General features: G+C 69.3%; 16 protein-coding genes and 2 tRNA genes. 2 read left to right on the top strand and 16 right to left on the bottom strand.

Going from position 1 to position 15,425, the window contains the following annotated elements; genetic code table 11:
• Nucleotides 1-165: 165 nt before the first annotated feature.
• The 4 genes from ndk to IE153_RS07185 all read right to left on the bottom strand — a co-directional run bounded on the left by ndk (nucleotide 166) and on the right by IE153_RS07185 (nucleotide 5,345).
• The gene (ndk, locus tag IE153_RS07200; RefSeq protein ID WP_030836243.1) at nucleotides 166-579 is read right to left on the bottom strand and encodes a nucleoside-diphosphate kinase; all 414 of its coding nucleotides are present in this window, start codon (nucleotides 577-579) and stop codon (nucleotides 166-168) included.
• A gap of 65 nt (nucleotides 580-644) precedes the next feature.
• Nucleotides 645-1,001, bottom strand: a complete 357-nt coding sequence (locus IE153_RS07195; protein ID WP_030836239.1) for a DUF4233 domain-containing protein — start codon at nucleotides 999-1,001, stop codon at nucleotides 645-647.
• A 5-nt stretch (nucleotides 1,002-1,006) separates the two neighbouring features.
• On the bottom strand, nucleotides 1,007-2,530 hold the full coding sequence (gene folC, locus IE153_RS07190) for a bifunctional tetrahydrofolate synthase/dihydrofolate synthase (RefSeq protein WP_097216599.1): 1,524 nt from the start codon (nucleotides 2,528-2,530) through the stop codon (nucleotides 1,007-1,009).
• 184 nt (nucleotides 2,531-2,714) lie between these two features.
• Nucleotides 2,715-5,345: a valine--tRNA ligase gene (locus IE153_RS07185; protein ID WP_189588913.1), complete on the bottom strand. Its 2,631-nt coding sequence runs from the start codon at nucleotides 5,343-5,345 to the stop codon at nucleotides 2,715-2,717.
• A gap of 138 nt (nucleotides 5,346-5,483) precedes the next feature.
• Between IE153_RS07185 and IE153_RS07180 the strand changes: the two genes are divergently transcribed.
• Nucleotides 5,484-6,431, top strand: coding sequence for a hypothetical protein (locus tag IE153_RS07180; RefSeq protein ID WP_189588912.1), 948 nt, complete (start codon nucleotides 5,484-5,486; stop codon nucleotides 6,429-6,431).
• 64 nt (nucleotides 6,432-6,495) lie between these two features.
• Here the strand turns inward: IE153_RS07180 and clpX are convergent, their stop codons facing one another.
• From clpX to IE153_RS07155, 5 genes are all read right to left on the bottom strand, one after another.
• Nucleotides 6,496-7,782 carry an ATP-dependent Clp protease ATP-binding subunit ClpX gene (clpX, locus tag IE153_RS07175; protein ID WP_086853897.1) on the bottom strand — a complete coding sequence of 429 codons (1,287 nt, stop codon included), beginning with the start codon at nucleotides 7,780-7,782 and terminating at the stop codon, nucleotides 6,496-6,498.
• 181 nt (nucleotides 7,783-7,963) lie between these two features.
• Nucleotides 7,964-8,671, bottom strand: coding sequence for an ATP-dependent Clp protease proteolytic subunit (locus tag IE153_RS07170; protein WP_435811830.1), 708 nt, complete (start codon nucleotides 8,669-8,671; stop codon nucleotides 7,964-7,966).
• A gap of 109 nt (nucleotides 8,672-8,780) precedes the next feature.
• A complete protein-coding gene (locus IE153_RS07165) occupies nucleotides 8,781-9,386 on the bottom strand; it encodes an ATP-dependent Clp protease proteolytic subunit (protein ID WP_167526581.1) in 606 nt (201 codons plus the stop codon).
• A 355-nt stretch (nucleotides 9,387-9,741) separates the two neighbouring features.
• Nucleotides 9,742-11,127, bottom strand: coding sequence for a trigger factor (tig, locus tag IE153_RS07160; protein ID WP_189588911.1), 1,386 nt, complete (start codon nucleotides 11,125-11,127; stop codon nucleotides 9,742-9,744).
• Between the two features lie 193 nt (nucleotides 11,128-11,320).
• Nucleotides 11,321-11,397 (bottom strand) — tRNA-Pro (locus IE153_RS07155).
• A 164-nt stretch (nucleotides 11,398-11,561) separates the two neighbouring features.
• On the opposite strand from IE153_RS07155, the gene IE153_RS07150 reads away from it, so the two are divergent.
• A tRNA-Gly gene (locus IE153_RS07150) sits at nucleotides 11,562-11,635 on the top strand.
• A 66-nt stretch (nucleotides 11,636-11,701) separates the two neighbouring features.
• Here IE153_RS07150 and IE153_RS07145 read toward each other — a convergent pair.
• The 7 genes from IE153_RS07145 to IE153_RS07115 form a co-directional block, all read right to left on the bottom strand.
• On the bottom strand, nucleotides 11,702-12,859 hold the full coding sequence (locus tag IE153_RS07145; protein WP_189588910.1) for a tyrosine-type recombinase/integrase: 1,158 nt from the start codon (nucleotides 12,857-12,859) through the stop codon (nucleotides 11,702-11,704).
• Entirely contained in the window at nucleotides 12,859-13,071 is a 213-nt protein-coding gene (locus IE153_RS07140) for an excisionase family DNA-binding protein (protein WP_189588909.1), read from the bottom strand. The genes IE153_RS07145 and IE153_RS07140 overlap by 1 nt, the downstream gene beginning before the upstream one ends.
• Nucleotides 13,064-14,446, bottom strand: a complete 1,383-nt coding sequence (repSA, locus tag IE153_RS07135; RefSeq protein ID WP_189588908.1) for a replication initiator protein RepSA — start codon at nucleotides 14,444-14,446, stop codon at nucleotides 13,064-13,066. The genes IE153_RS07140 and repSA overlap by 8 nt, the downstream gene beginning before the upstream one ends.
• Entirely contained in the window at nucleotides 14,439-14,624 is a 186-nt protein-coding gene (locus IE153_RS07130; protein ID WP_189588907.1) for a hypothetical protein, read from the bottom strand. Before IE153_RS07130 ends, repSA begins: the two co-directional genes overlap by 8 nt.
• 88 nt (nucleotides 14,625-14,712) lie before the next feature.
• The gene (locus tag IE153_RS07125) at nucleotides 14,713-15,036 is read right to left on the bottom strand and encodes a SpdD-like protein (protein WP_189588906.1); all 324 of its coding nucleotides are present in this window, start codon (nucleotides 15,034-15,036) and stop codon (nucleotides 14,713-14,715) included.
• 23 nt (nucleotides 15,037-15,059) lie between these two features.
• On the bottom strand, nucleotides 15,060-15,215 hold the full coding sequence (locus IE153_RS07120; protein WP_104779910.1) for a hypothetical protein: 156 nt from the start codon (nucleotides 15,213-15,215) through the stop codon (nucleotides 15,060-15,062).
• Between the two features lie 13 nt (nucleotides 15,216-15,228).
• The gene (locus IE153_RS07115; RefSeq protein WP_031108984.1) at nucleotides 15,229-15,420 is read right to left on the bottom strand and encodes a mobile element transfer protein; all 192 of its coding nucleotides are present in this window, start codon (nucleotides 15,418-15,420) and stop codon (nucleotides 15,229-15,231) included.
• Between the last annotated feature and the right edge of the window lie 5 nt (nucleotides 15,421-15,425).

The raw sequence follows: 15,425 nt of genomic DNA, 5'->3' as shown, positions 1-15,425 counted from the left end.
CGAACACTGCGGGAGGGTCTCCGCCATTGTCAGCAGATGCCGTCCGCATTCGCTTCTGGAGACGGGCGTTTGGGGACCATCGTTCCCTCGATCGCCACGCATATGCCGCAAAGTCCGAGGGCTGCGGCCCCCGGACCTGCCGTATGTGCTGGTGAGGTGCGGACGCTACGCCCGGCCGGGGAAGAAAATCTTCACCTCGCGCTCGGCGGACTCCTCGGAGTCGGAGGCGTGGATCAGGTTCTCCCGGACGATGACGCCGTAGTCGCCGCGGATGGAGCCGGGCGCCGCGGCGATCGGGTCGGTCGGGCCGGCGAGCGCGCGCACGCCCTCGATGACCCGCTCACCCTCGACGATCAGCGCCACGACCGGACCGGAGGCCATGAAGTCCACCAGCGGCTCGTAGAAGGGCTTGCCCTTGTGCTCGCCGTAGTGCTGCTCCAGCGTGTCCTGGTCCAGGGTGCGCAGCTCCAGCGCGGTGATCGTCCAGCCCGCCTTGCGCTCGATGCGGCTGATGATCTCGCCGGTCAGGCCTCGACGGACGGCGTCGGGCTTGAGGAGGACGAGGGTGCGCTGGCTCACTACGGGCTCCTTGTACGTAAAGGTTTAGCGGTGGGACGAGATTACCCGGCGTGTCGGGGCGACTGTCACGCAGCGTCAGGTGTGGAGGAACTCGCCTGGGCAGCGAATCTCGCCTTCGCCTCGTCCACCTTCCGGCCGTAGTGCACCGACGCCCACCACAGGGCCGCGAAGATCGCCCCCAGGAAGTACATGGTCGGCACGATGAACCCCGACGCGATGAGCGCGATCTGCAGCGCCCAGCCGAGGGCCACCCCGCCCGGGCGCGTCACCAGGCCGCACAGCACCAGGCACAGGAACATCGCGATGCCGCTGACCGTCCACACGGTCGTCATGGACAGGTCGGGGTCCTTCATGGCGACCAGACCGGCGAACCCGATGACGAAGAACTCGCCGATCAGGGTCGAAGAACAGAGCGTGCGCACGGGACTCAGCCCCTCCCCAGGAGCAGTCGGGCCTCGCCGACGGTGATGACGGAACCGGTGACGAGCACACCGCCGCCGGAGAACTCGCCCTCCTCCTCGGCCAGCGTGATGGCCGCCTCCAGGGCGTCGGGCAGCCGCGGCTCGACCTGGACGCGCTCCTCGCCGAACACCTCGACGGCGATACCGGCGAGCTCGTCGGCGTCCATCGCGCGGTGGCTGGAGTTCTGCGTGACCACGACCTCGGCGAACACCGGCTCGAAGGCCTCCAGCAGCCCCCGGACGTTCTTGTCGCCGCTCGCGCCGACCACACCGATGAGGCGGCTGAACTGGAATGCCTCCCCGATCGCCTCGGCCGCGGCCCGGGCACCGGCCGGGTTGTGGGCGGCGTCCAGCACGACCGTCGGCGACCGGCGCACGACCTCCAGCCGGCCCGGCGAGGCGACGGCCGCGAAAGCCTTGCGGACCGTGTCCAGGTCCAGCGCGTCGGCCCGCTGCGCGCCGACGCCGAAGAACGCCTCGACGGCGGCGAGCGCGACGGCCGCGTTGTGCGCCTGGTGCGCGCCGTGCAGCGGCAGATACACCTCGGGGTACTCGCCGCCCAGTCCGCGCAGCGTCACGAGCTGTCCGCCGACCGCCACCTGCCGCTCGACGACACCGAACTCCAGCCCCTCCCGGGCCACCGTCGCGTCCACCTCGACGGCCTTCTTCAGCAGCACCTGCGCCGCGTCGACCGGCTGCTGCGCCATGATGACCGTCGCACCCTGCTTGATGATGCCGGCCTTCTCCGTGGCGATCTCGGCGTGCGTGGAGCCCAGCCGGTCGGTGTGGTCGAGGTCTATGGGCGTGACGACGGCGACGTCCCCGTCGATCACGTTCGTCGCGTCCCAGGAGCCGCCCATGCCGACCTCGACCACGGCCACGTCGGCGGGGGCGTCGGCGAACGCCGCGTACGCCATGCCGGTGAGCACCTCGAAGAAGGACAGCCGGTACTCCTGGGAGGCGTCGACCATCTCCACGTACGGCTTGATGTCCTGGTACGTCTCGATGAACCGCTCGGGCGCGATGGGGGCGCCGTCGAGGCTGATGCGCTCGGTGATCGACTGCACGTGCGGCGAGGTGTAGCGGCCGGTGCGCAGCTCGAAGGCGCCGAGCAGGGCCTCGATCATGCGGGCCGTGGAGGTCTTGCCGTTCGTCCCCGTGATGTGGATCGACGGGTACGACCGCTGCGGCTCCCCCAGCACGTCCATCAGCGCGGCGATACGGCTGACGGAGGGCTCCAGCTTGGTCTCGCCCCACCGGGTGGCGAGCTCGGTCTCGACCTCGCGCAGGGCCTTGTCGACCTCGGGGTCGGCGGGACGCGTGGGGATGTCGGCGTCGGGCGGGCCGCCCTGGGTGCGCAGGGTGCGGCTGCCGGCTTCGATGACCGCGAGGTCGGGGTCGCGGTCGGTTTCCTCCGCGATGATCTCGTCGAAGGGGTCGAGGGGGTCGGGCTGGTCGTCGGCGTTGTGGTCTGGAGGGAGCTCGCTCACGGGGCCCAGTCTACGGAGACCGACTGACATTGTTCGCGGTGGCTTGCGCCCCTGGGCGGCTGCGGGCCGGTGGGGGTCGCTCGCGCAGTTCCCCGCGCCCCCGAACAGCAGGGACGTGCCCCTGAGACATAGGTGAGGCCCCCGGGCCTGACGGCTCCGGGGGCCTCGCACACCGTACGGACCCTTAACCCTGCGGCAGCCTCTCCAGCTGGGCCTGGATGCGGGCGATGTCCTCCTCCGCCTTGGCGAGGCGGGTGCGGATCTTGTCGACGACGTGGTCGGGGGCCTTCGCCAGGAACGCCTCGTTGCCGAGCTTGCCGTTGGCCTGGGACTTCTCCTTCTCCGCCGCGGCGAGGTCCTTCGCCAGGCGCTTGCGCTCCGCCGCCACGTCGATCGTGCCGGACAGGTCGAGGGCGACCTCGGCGCCGGCGACCGGGAGGGTCGCCGTGGCCGTGAAGGCGTCGCCCTCCGGCTGAAGGCGGAGCAGCTGGCGGATGGCGGCCTCGTGGGGCGCGAACCGCGTGCCGTCCAGGGTCAGCCGGGCCGGGACCCGCTGGCCGGGCTGGAGACCTTGGTCGGCGCGGAAGCGGCGGACCTCGGTGATGACCGACTGGAGGCTCTCGATCTCACGCTCGGCATCGGCGTCCCGGAAACCGCTGTCCTTCGGCCAGTCGGCGATGACGACCGACTCGCCGCCGGTGAGCGTGGTCCACAGGGTCTCGGTGACGAACGGGACCACCGGGTGCAGCAGCTTCAGCGTGACGTCGAGGACCTCACCGAGGACCCGCTTGGAGACCTCGGCCGCCTCGCCGCCCGCCTGGAACGTCGTCTTGGACAGCTCGACGTACCAGTCGAAGACCTCGTCCCACGCGAAGTGGAACAGGGCGTCGGAGAGCTTCGCGAACTGGTAGTCCTCGTAGAACGCATCGACTTCGGCGACGACGGAGTTCAGCCGGGACAGGATCCAGCGGTCGGTCGCCGACATCTTCGCGGCGTCCGGCAGCGGGCCCTCGATCGTCGCGCCGTTCATCATCGCGAAACGCGTCGCGTTCCAGATCTTGTTGGCGAAGTTCCGCGAGCCCTGGACCCAGTCCTCGCCGATCGGGACGTCGACGCCCGGGTTGGCGCCGCGGGCGAGGGTGAAGCGGAGGGCGTCGCTGCCGTACTTGTCCATCCAGTCCAGCGGGTTGACCGCGTTTCCGAAGGACTTCGACATCTTCTTGCCGAACTGGTCGCGGACCATGCCGTGCAGGGCGATGGTGTGGAACGGCGGGGTGCCGTCCATCGCGTACAGGCCGAACATCATCATCCGGGCGACCCAGAAGAAGAGGATGTCGTAGCCGGTGACGAGGACCGAGTTCGGGTAGAACTTCGCGAGCGACTCGGTCTGTTCGGGCCAGCCGAGCGTGGAGAACGGCCACAGGCCGGAGGAGAACCAGGTGTCGAGGACGTCGGTGTCCTGACGCCAGCCCTCGGCCTCGGTCCCGGGCGCCTCCTCGTCGGGGCCGACGCAGACGACCTCGCCGTTCGGGCCGTACCAGACCGGGATGCGGTGGCCCCACCACAGCTGCCGCGAGATGCACCAGTCGTGGAGGTTGTCGACCCAGTCGAAGTAGCGCTTCTCCATCTCCTGCGGATGGATCTTGACCTTGCCGTCGCGGACGGCGTCACCGGCGGCCTTCGCGAGCGGGCCGACCTTGACCCACCACTGCATGGACAGCCGCGGCTCGATGGTCGTCTTGCAGCGCGAGCAGTGGCCGACGGAGTGGACGTACGGCCGCTTCTCGGCGACGATCCGGCCCTCCGCGCGCAGCGCGGCGACGATCGCCGACCGCGCTTCCAGCCGGTCCAGGCCCTGGAAGGGGCCGTGGGCGGTGATGACCGCGTGCTCGTCCATGATCGTCAGGGCCGGGAGGTCGTGGCGCTGGCCGATCTCGAAGTCGTTCGGGTCGTGCGCCGGGGTCACCTTGACGGCGCCGGTGCCGAACTCGGGGTCGACGTGCTCGTCGGCGACGACCGGGATGGAGCGGTCGGTCAGCGGCAGCTTGACCAGCTTGCCGATCAGGTGCTTGTACCGCTCGTCGCCGGGGTGGACCGCGACGGCCGTGTCACCGAGCATCGTCTCGGCACGGGTGGTGGCGACGACGATGGTGTCGTCCCCGTCGCCGTACTTCATGGAGACGAGCTCGCCGTCGTCGTCCTGGTACTCGACCTCGATGTCCGAGATGGCCGTCAGACAGCGGGGGCACCAGTTGATGATGCGCTCGGCGCGGTAGATGAGCTCGTCGTCGTAGAGCCGCTTGAAGATGGTCTGGACGGCCTGGGACAGGCCCTCGTCCATCGTGAAGCGCTCGCGGGACCAGGCGACACCGTCGCCCAACCGGCGCATCTGGCCGCTGATCTGCCCGCCGGACTCGCCCTTCCACTGCCAGACGCGCTCGACGAACGTCTCACGGCCCAGGTCGTGGCGGGACTTGCCCTCCTTGGCGAGCTCGCGCTCGACGACGTTCTGCGTGGCGATACCGGCGTGGTCCATGCCGGGCTGCCACAGCGTCTCGTAGCCCTGCATGCGCTTGCGGCGGGTCAGGGCGTCGATGAGCGTGTGCTCGAAGGCGTGCCCCAGGTGGAGCGAGCCCGTGACGTTCGGCGGCGGGATGACGATGGTGTACGGCGGCTTGTCGCTCTTCTCGTCCGCCTCGAAGTAACCCCGCTCTACCCAGCGCTCGTACAGCGGCCCCTCTACGTCGGCCGGCGCGTACTGGGTCGGCAGGTCGGTGCTGGGCGCTGGTGGCTGCTGCTGAGCGTTCTCGGTCACGGGGGTCAGTTTAGAGGTGTCACCGACCGGTCCCGAAACGCGTTTCGTTTGTAACGGTGGGGGCCCCGATGCCATGCACACGGCGGGTCTGCGCCAGGATGTCCGGAACACATAAGCATCTGGAGGGGAACCCAGAACATGAGTTACAACCAGCCGGGCCCGTACGGCGGGCAGCCCCAGCAGCCCGGTCCGTACGGCCAGCCGGGCCCGTACGGCCAGCCGCCGCAGGCGCCCCAGCCCGGCTACGGCTATCCCCAGCAGGCCCCTCCGCCCCAGCCCGGCTACGGCTACCCCCAGCAGCCCCCGCAGGGCGTCCCGCCCCAGCAGCCGCCTTACGGCCAGCAGCCCCCGTACGGCCAGCAGCCGCCCTACGGCCAGGCCCCGTACGGCGTGCCCCAGCCCCCGGCTCCGGGCGGCGGCAAGAAGAAGACCGGCATCATCCTCGGCGCGGTGGCCGTGGTCGCCGCGATCGGTGTCGGCGCGTACTTCGTGATCGGCGGCAGTGGTGGTGGCCTGGAGGACGACGGGCCGCACAAGATCGCGACGCCGGCGACCGTGCTCAGCGAGTACAAGCGCACCACGAAGGACGGGCAGACCGCCGGAAACGCGTCGGAGTTGGAGCAGAGCGGCGTCAAGGGCGCCAAGACCGCCGCGGGACTCTACTCCACGGTGGACCTGAGCGACTACGACCCCGACGATCCGTCGTCCGCTGCGAAGATGGCGTCGGCCAAGACCCTTACGGTGGCGGGTGCCTACGGTGAGATCTCCGACCCGGAGGCGACGCTGAACCTGTTCTTCGCCAACTTCAAGAAGTCGTCGGAGAAGGAGGCCTCGTCCGGGTCCGGCAAGCCCGAACTGATCGGGGAGCCCGAGGAGGCCGACCTCGACGGTGCGGCCATGAAGTGCCAGTCGGCCAAGTCACAGGACCAGCTGACCAAGAAGGAGAAGATCAACTGGTTCTGCGCGTGGGCCGACTACAGCACGATCGCCATCGTGTCGCCGGCTGAGGCGGCGCAGGGCGTCACCAAGGACGTGGCGATCGACCTCACCACGAAGGTCCGCGAGGAAGTCCGCGTCAAGACCTGACGAAGGCAACGACGAAGGCGCCCGGGCACAAGCTGTGCCGGGCGCCTTCGCGTGCGGTGGGTGACTAGGCGGTCTTCTGCTCCCCCGGCCCCCGCCCCCGCGCATCCCGCGGAATCAGCGTCGGGTTGACGTTCGACTGGACGACGTCCGCCGTGATGACGACCCGGGCCACGTCCTTGCGGGACGGGACCTCGTACATCACGCCCTGGAGGACTTCCTCCATGATGGCGCGCAGGCCGCGCGCGCCGGTCTGGCGGAGGATGGCCTGGTCGGCGATCGCCTCGAGGGCCTCGCGCTCGAAGTCCAGCTCCACGCCGTCGAGTTCGAAGAGGCGCTCGTACTGCTTGACGAGCGCGTTGCGCGGCTCGACGAGGATCTGGAGCAGGGCCTCGCGGTCGAGGTTGTGGACCGAGGTGATGACCGGGAGGCGGCCGATGAACTCGGGGATCATGCCGAACTTGACCAGGTCCTCCGGCATGACCTCCTGGAACTGGTCCTTGGACTCCATCTCGCGCTTGGAGCGGATCTGCGCGCCGAAGCCGATGCCCTTGGCGCCCGCCCGGGACTCGATGATCTTCTCGAGACCGGCGAAGGCACCGCCCACGATGAACAGCACGTTCGTCGTGTCGATCTGGATGAACTCCTGGTGGGGGTGCTTACGGCCGCCCTGCGGCGGGACCGAGGCGGTGGTGCCCTCCAGGATCTTCAGCAGGGCCTGCTGGACACCCTCGCCCGAGACGTCGCGCGTGATCGAGGGGTTTTCACTCTTCCTCGCGACCTTGTCGATCTCGTCGATGTAGATGATCCCGGTCTCGGCCTTCTTGACGTCGTAGTCGGCCGCCTGGATCAGCTTGAGCAGGATGTTCTCGACGTCCTCGCCGACGTAGCCGGCCTCCGTGAGCGCCGTGGCGTCGGCGATCGCGAAGGGGACGTTCAGCATGCGCGCGAGGGTCTGCGCGAGGAGGGTCTTGCCGGAGCCCGTGGGGCCGAGGAGCAGGATGTTGGACTTCGCCAACTCGATGGCGTCGTCACGGCCGTTCGCCCCGCCGTTCTCGCCGGCCTGGACTCGCTTGTAGTGGTTGTACACCGCTACGGAGAGGGCCTTCTTGGCGGCCTCCTGGCCGACCACGTAGCCCTCGAGGAACTCGTAGATCTCGCGAGGCTTCGGGAGTTCCTCCCAGCGGACCTCGCTGGTCTCCGCGAGTTCTTCCTCGATGATCTCGTTGCAGAGGTCGATGCACTCGTCGCAGATGTACACACCGGGCCCTGCGATGAGCTTCTTGACCTGCTTCTGGCTCTTGCCGCAGAACGAGCACTTGAGCAGATCGCCGCCGTCACCGATGCGTGCCACGGTGTGCTTCCCCTTCGCCTGGGAGACTCCTGGACGTCGACGTCCAGCGGACTCCTGGTGCTGCCTTATGTCCGACGGTACCTTGCCGGGCCCCCCGTTCGGGCCCCCCTTGGCGCGGTTCGCTTTGACGTGAACCGAGTCAAACCGTGCCAAGGGGCGGCAGACGTTACTGCCTCTCGCCTCAGCGGAGGCTCGAGTTGTCCATCTTCCGGGTGCTGATGACCTGGTCGATCAGTCCGTAGCTCAGCGCGTCCTCGGCCGTGAGGATCTTGTCGCGCTCGATGTCCTCGCGGATCTTCTCGACCGGCGTGGTGGAGTGCTTGGCCAGCATCTCCTCCAGCTGCGAGCGCATCCGCAGGATCTCGTTCGCGGCGATCTCCAGGTCGGACACCTGACCGCGGCCGGTCTCGCTGTACGGCTGGTGGATCAGCACGCGCGCGTTCGGCAGGGCCATGCGCTTGCCCGCCGTGCCGGCGGCCAGCAGGACGGCGGCGGCGGAGGCGGCCTGGCCCATGCAGACCGTCTGGATGTCCGGCTTCACGTACTGCATCGTGTCGTAGATCGCGGTGAGCGCCGTGAAGGAGCCGCCGGGGCTGTTGATGTACACCGAGATGTCACGGTCGGGGTCCATCGACTCCAGGCACAGCAGCTGCGCCATGACGTCGTTGGCGGAGGCGTCGTCGATCTGGACGCCGAGGAAGATCACGCGCTCCTCGAAGAGCTTCGCGTACGGGTCGTACTCGCGGATGCCCTGGGAGGTGCGCTCGACGAAGCGCGGAATGATGTAGCGGGACTCGGCCTGCGGGCCGGTGTAGCGGCCCTGCGAGGCGTTCATCTCCTGCACGGCGTGCATACGGTCGTAGATCCCGCTGCCGGGGAACTGGTTCACGGTGTCTCCTGAAAAGGGCTGAGGCGGTCGGCTGGGGCTGTCTGGGGTCGCTGGGGCCCGGGAGGGCTCCGCGGGCCTCACGGGGCGCCACAGGCCCCGTGGGGACCGCTCAGGCCCCGGTGCCGCCGCCGCCCGGCATACCGGCGGCCGTGGGGATGACGTCGTCGATGAGGCCGTACTGCTTGGCCTCGAAGGCGTCGAACCAGCGGTCGCGGTCCGAGTCGCGGGTGATCTGCTCGACCGACTGGCCGGTGTGCTGCGAGGTCAGCTCGGCCATGCGCTTCTTGGTGTGCAGCAGCCGCTCGGCGTGGATCTTGATGTCCGATGCCGAACCGGCCAGGCCGGCGGAGGGCTGGTGGATCAGGATCTCGGCGTTCGGCAGCGCGAAGCGCTTGCCGGGGGTGCCGGCGCTGAGCAGGAACTGGCCCATCGAGGCCGCGAGGCCCATGGCGATGGTGACCACGTCGTTCTTGATGAACTGCATGGTGTCGTAGATCGCCATGCCGGCCGTGATGGAACCGCCGGGGCTGTTGATGTACAGGTAGATGTCCTTGTCCGGGTCGGCGGCAAGGAGCAGCAGCTGCGCGGTGATCTTGTTCGCGATGTCGTCGTCGACCGGCTGGCCGAGGAAGATGATCCGCTCGTTGAGCAGCCGGTTGTAGACCTGGTCGCCGAGGCCACCACCGATGGAAGGCTCGCCGGCGGCTGAGGGCATCAGATTCGTCACGTATCCACCTGCTCGTCTTACGACGGCGCCGGGCCGTCTCACGTTTCCCTAGGGGCTAGGAGCCGTTCGGGGACTCCACTGCCCTCGTATTCATGGACCCTAACGCGCGGGTCCCTTCGGGGAATCCCGGAGATGGGAGTGTTCGCCGGGGGCGTAGCGCGGTGGGCTCCGCCGGGGCGCCGTGCGGTCTCGTCGTGGGTGGTGCGGAAATCGCCGGGCGGCGGGCGGGTGAGGGCTTGTCGCGCAGTTCCCCGCGCCCCTGGAATGCGCTTGCCCCCTGGGTGGCGAGAAGGCCCTGGGGCGTGCCCCAGGGCCTTCTTCACGGACTCACCGCTACCGGGGCTCAGCCCTCGGTCTTCTCCTCGGCGGACTCGGCCGGGGTCTCCTCGGCGGAGGCCTCGGTGGTGTCCTCGTCCTCTTCGTCGTCGAGGTCGATGATCTCGCCGTTGGTGTCCTTGACCGTGGCCTTCTCGACCACGACGGCCAGGGCCTTGCCGCGGGCGACCTCGCCGACCAGGAGCGGAACCTGGCCGCCCTCGACGACCGCCTGGGCGAACTGGTCGGGGGACATGCCGGAGGAGGCCGCGCGGCGCATGAGGTGCTCGGTGAGCTCCTCCTGGTTGACGTTCAGCTTCTCCTGCTTGACGAGCTCGTCGAGCACGAACTGCGTCTTGATGCCCTTGACCGCGGCTTCCTTGGTCTCGGCGTCGAACTCCTCCTCGCTCTTGCCCTGGATCTCCAGGTACTTCGCGAGGTCGATGCCCATCTGGCCGAGCTGGTGGTGCTCGAGGTTGTGCTTGCGGGTGTTGACCTCGTCCTCGAGCAGCTTCTCGGGGACCGGGACCTCGACCAGCTCGAGCAGCTTCTCCAGGACGCGCTCCTGGGCCTGCGTGGCCTGGTCGTACTGCTTCATGTTCTCGAGGCGCTTGCGGCTGTCCGCGCGGAGCTCCTCGATGGTGTCGAACTCGGAGGCGAGCTGCGCGAACTCGTCGTCCAGCTCGGGCAGTTCACGCTTGGCGACCTGGGTGACCTTGACGGTGACCTCGGCCTCCTTGCCGGCGGCGGAGCCGCCCTTGAGCTCGGAGGTGAAGGTGACCTCGCCACCGGCCTCCACGCCCTTCACGGCGTCGTCGATGCCGTCCAGCAGCTCGCCGGAGCCGATGGTGTAGGAGACGCCGTCGGCGACCCCGTCCTCCAGGACCTCGCCGTCGACCTTGGCCTGCAGGTCGATCGTGACGACGTCGCCGTCCTCGGCGGCACGCTCGACCGGGGCGGTGGAGGCGAAGCGCTCGCGCAGCTCCTCGACGGCCTTGTCGACGTCCTCGTCGGTGACCTCGACCGCGTCGACCTCGACCTCGATGCCGGAGAAGTCCGGGATCTCGATGGAGGGGCGGATGTCGACCTCGGCGGTGAAGTTCAGCGTCTCGCCGTCCTTCAGCTCCGTGATGTCGACCTCGGGCTGGCCCAGCACGCTGAGCTCGGCCTCGTTGACCGCCTCGGTGTAGAACTTCGGAAGCGCGTCGTTGACCGCCTCCTCCAGCACCGCACCGCGGCCGAACCGCTGGTCGATGACACGGGCAGGGATCTTGCCCTTACGGAAGCCCTTCACCGTGACCTGCTGGTTGATCTTCTTGTACGCCGCGTCGAGGCTGTCCTTGAGCTCCTCGAAGGGCACCTCGACAGTCAGCCGAACCCGGGTCGGGTTCAGGGTCTCCACGGCGCTCTTCACGGTTCGGTCTCCTTGTGGCTGACTTCTTGGTTTCTGCCGGGGCCAGAACGGCCCGGCGGATTTCGCCGCCCGGAGACTTCAGACGCTGAGACACACGGGCGTGCAGCTTGCATAGTAACGGCAGCGCCTACACCGCCCAAAAGGCGATCACGTGAGTGATCGGATGGGCGATCACGCGAGATGATCGGGTGGCTGGTCGGGGTGGCGGGATTTGAACCCACGGCCTTCCGCTCCCAAAGCGGACGCGCTACCAAGCTGCGCCACACCCCGTCTGGTGCGAGACGTAGGGTACATGCCGGCCGGCGCTGCGGCCGCCGCATTTCCACAGGGTCCGCGCCGCGTCCGCTCCGGCGGGAATGCGGTGTGCGACGGAGGGGGCCGACCCGCTACGATGCCTTCAGTGCCGCGGTCACCCGACCTGCGGCGCGTGCTGTGCGGGCGTAGCTCAATGGTAGAGCCCTAGTCTTCCAAACTAGCTACGCGGGTTCGATTCCCGTCGCCCGCTCCATACGGCTCAGGGCCAGGTCAGAGGATCATTCCTCCGCCTGGCCCTGAGTGTTTCCGGGGACTGTGTTCAGTCCGGCGTGTCCCCCGCGTGCCCCTCCGGCTCCTGATCTTGCTTCGGCCTGGGCTTGCGGCCCTTGTCGACCAGGTCGCTCAGGGCGTCAGCGATCAGACGGTCGCGTGCGGCACTGGCGTGCTGGTAGATCAGCGCGGCCCGGGCGGTGCTGTGGCCCATGCGGGTCATCAGCTCACGTGTGCTCGCACCAGTGGAGGCCGCCAGGGTGTTGCCCGTGTGCCGAAGATCATGGAAGTGCAGGCCCTTGATCCCGGCGTCGCTGCACGCCTTGCGCCACAGCCGGTTGAAGTGGTTCCGACGAGGGGTGGCCCCCTTGGCGCCGAGGAACACCCGGCCATCAGTGCCGGCCTCTGCGTACCGCTCCAGGTGGTCACGGATGTCCGGGGTGATCGCGGCCGGGATCGACACGGTGCGCTTGCCCGCGGCGCTCTTGGGGGCCTTGATCTCGCGCTGTCCGTTGAACAGCTCGGCAACGGCCCGGCGGACACGCACGGTGCCGTGGTCAAGGTCGATGTCCCGGCGATGCAGGCCGACCAGCTCACCCCAGCGCAGACCCAGGAATCCGGCCATCAGTACGAGTGCCCGGTAGCGGGGCTGCATGGCGTCAGCCAGGTCGTAGACCTCTTGCACGGTGGCCGTGGGCCGTTCGGGGGTGTGCACGGTGCTGGCGCCCTTGATCGTGCACGGGTTGCGCCTGATCATCTGGTCGGCGACAGCCGTGCCCATGATCGCGCGCAGCAGGGCGTAGGCCTTGGCGACGGTGGTCGGGCCGGTGCCGGACGCGAGCTTGTCGGCGCGCCAGCGTCGCACGAGCGGGGGCGAGATCTCCGCGACGTTGACGCCCCCGAAGGCGGGTTCGAGGTGGTGCCGCAGGAGCGAGCCGTACAGCTGCCGGGTGGTGGAGGTCAGTTCGCGTTCCTTGATCCAGGCAGCGGCGTACTCACCGAACAGCACCTTCCCGGCGTCCGGGTCGTGCCAGTCACCGCGCCGCAGCTCGGTCTGCTTGTCGGCAAGCCAGTCGTCGGCGTCCTTCTTGGTGCGGAACGTGTGGGGCGCGGGACGGAGCTGCCCATCCGGGCCGAGATAGCGAGCCTGGTACCGGCCGGACGGTAGCTTGCGGACCCGGCCGAAGTGCCGGCGCTTCTGTGCCATCAGGCAGCCACCCCCCGAAGGACTGCTCCACGCCGCCGCGGCTGCACGGTGTTGGCGTCGATGAACTCGCGAACCGCGCTCTCGGGTATCCGCACGTGACGGCCCACCTTCACGTACGTGATGCGCCGCTCCTCGATCAGGCGCCGGGGGAAACGCACCGTCGTGCCGAGTATCTCGGCGACCTGGTCGACGCTGAGGTACCGCTCATTCATGGGCGTGCTCTCCTTCCGATCGCAGATCTGCGAGGGCTTCGCGGGCGGTTTCGCGGTTGAGCTGAAGGTCGCGGGCGATGGTGGCGGCGAGCGCGGACTCACCGGGGGTGTGGCCGTGTCCGGCGTACTGCCAGTCGGCGAGGACCAGGACGGTGTCCGGCTCCTGGTCGTCGAGGCCGAGGGCGGCGTGTTCCTGGGCGGCGCGGTAGTCGGCGCGTGCCTGGCGGAGGGCGCCGAGGGTGGTGGAGTAGCGGCGGGACTTGGAGGAGAAGTGGCCGCGGAAGCCGAGCATGTGAGCCCAGGCCCACAGGCGCCGGTCGGGGTAGAGCGGGTCGAGCTGCTTGCAGGCCTCGATGAGGCGGCGGGTGTGGTCGGGTACGCCGTGGCGGTCGAGTTCGGCAAGTTCGCCGATGCGACGGTCCAGGGTGCCGGTGTTCTCGGCCGCCTTGGTGGCGTACTTGGCGACGTAGGAGGCCACGGCCTGTTCGGTGATGTCGGAGCCGTCGCCGAAGGCCTTCACCGGCCGGACGTCGAGCTGGGTGCCCCAGCGGAAGGTCCGGGCGGGCTGGTCCTCGACGGCCGGGGCGGAGACCGAGGTGTAGGAGTGCGCGGCAGCTGCTCGAATCGCGTCGGCGAGGAGGTCGACCGTGGCCCAGGACGGCGGGGCGGTCTCCGGTCCGTCGGGGCCGTCGATGCGGATCACGGCATGGAAGTGCAGGGCACCGCGCTTCTGGAACTCGGCGACCTTGCCGTACGAGAGGCGGGCGCATTCCTTCAGCTCGCGTTGGGTGATGCCGGCGCGGGCGGCGATCTCGCGGCGGAGGCGGTTGGTGAGGCGCTGCCAGAGCTGCCCAGCGTGGTTGTTGAACAGCACGGCGCCCGCGTAATCGTATGTCGCCGGGTCGAGGGCGGTGCCGAGTTCCGGGGCGTCTCCGGCATGGCGGGTGCCGCACCGGCAGGCGCCGTGGTCGGGCCGGTTGTGTACACGGCCGAAGGAGGGGGCGGTGAGCGTGGCGAAGACTCGGGGGTGGTCGCGGACGGTGGTGGGGATGTCGCGGCGGTCGTCTCCGGCGAGCCCTGCGCGGATGAGGTGGTAGGTGTCTCCGGCGTAGGTCCAGGCACAGGAGGGGCAGCGGGAGGCGCGGCGGTTGCCGCAGGCGACACGGAGACGCCCGCCCGGCTCGTTCTCGGTGCTGTAGCGGTGCAGAGTTTCGCCGGTGGTCTTGTCCTTGGTGAGGGTCCAGCCGGTGAGGTGGATGGGGTCGGCGCAGCCGCCGGTGCGGCGGATCTGCTCGTGCCAGCGGTCGAAGTCGGGGGCCGAAGCCACCCGCAGCAGGTCGCCGAGGGTGGTCGGGTCGAGCAGGGTGTCAGGCACGGGCGCCCTCCCGCGTGCGGTGGGGCTGGACGGTGCCCAGGCCGTTGCAGGCCCGGCAGTCGACGGTGATGATCCGCCGGTGGCCGTACCGGTCGCGGCCGCCAGTGGTGATGGCGGCGGAGGCGTGACCGTCGCAGTTCGGGCAGATGCGAGGCGAGGGCACGGTGCGGTCCGTCATGCTGGGGGTTCCTTCCGGTTGCGACATCGGAGTGGGGCACGGCTACCGGGCGGCGGAGACTTGGCGGTTGAGGCCGCCCGGAAGCCGGTCAGCGACGTTTGGCGTCGGCGTTGACCAGGGAGCGGATCACCAGGGCGCAGATGGCAAGCGAGGCGCCGGTGACGGCGACCGCCAGGAGCATGGAGACCAGGACGGCGCCGACGACCAGGACCACGGCGGTACCGCCGCCGACAAGGGCGAGCGCGGTCCCAGGCGTGAGCTGAACCGTCGGCCGGGACGGCGCGGGCGCCGGAGCCGCCGGGGAGGGCTGCGAAGTCTGGACGGCCGGGACGATGGTGGTCGGCTCGACCACGGCAGGCGGCGTGACCTGACCGGTCGGCGTGGGCATGGTCGGGATCTTCGGACGGAACATCAGCGGTTCTCCTTCCGGGGCGGTTACTTGATGAAGGTGTCGATGGCGGGGGCCAGGACGCTGTCGGCGAGGAGGAAGCCACCGAGCAGCAGGACGGCGATGAGCCAGGCGGGCGGGCGGATGAGCTTGACGCCGAGGTAGCCGACGACGAGCAGCGCGAGCCAGAGCGGTACTTCCATGGCGGACGGCCTCCTAGCGGACGCGGCAGCGGTGGGTGCGGGCGGCGAGCTGGGCGGCGGACTGGCTGGAGTAGTCGGAGGACCAGCCGCAGCGGTCGGCGGTGCACACGGCGGCGTACTTGGTCTGGCCGTGGCGGTCGCGGTGGGTGCCGATCTGCACAGGGCCGATGCGCATCACGGAGTGGAAGTGGTCACGAGCGGGCATGGCGG

This window comes from Streptomyces massasporeus, from assembly GCF_014648995.1.
GTDB classification, from domain to species: Bacteria; Actinomycetota; Actinomycetes; order Streptomycetales; family Streptomycetaceae; genus Streptomyces; species Streptomyces massasporeus.
This window is presented reverse-complemented; position numbering and strand designations above follow the sequence as displayed.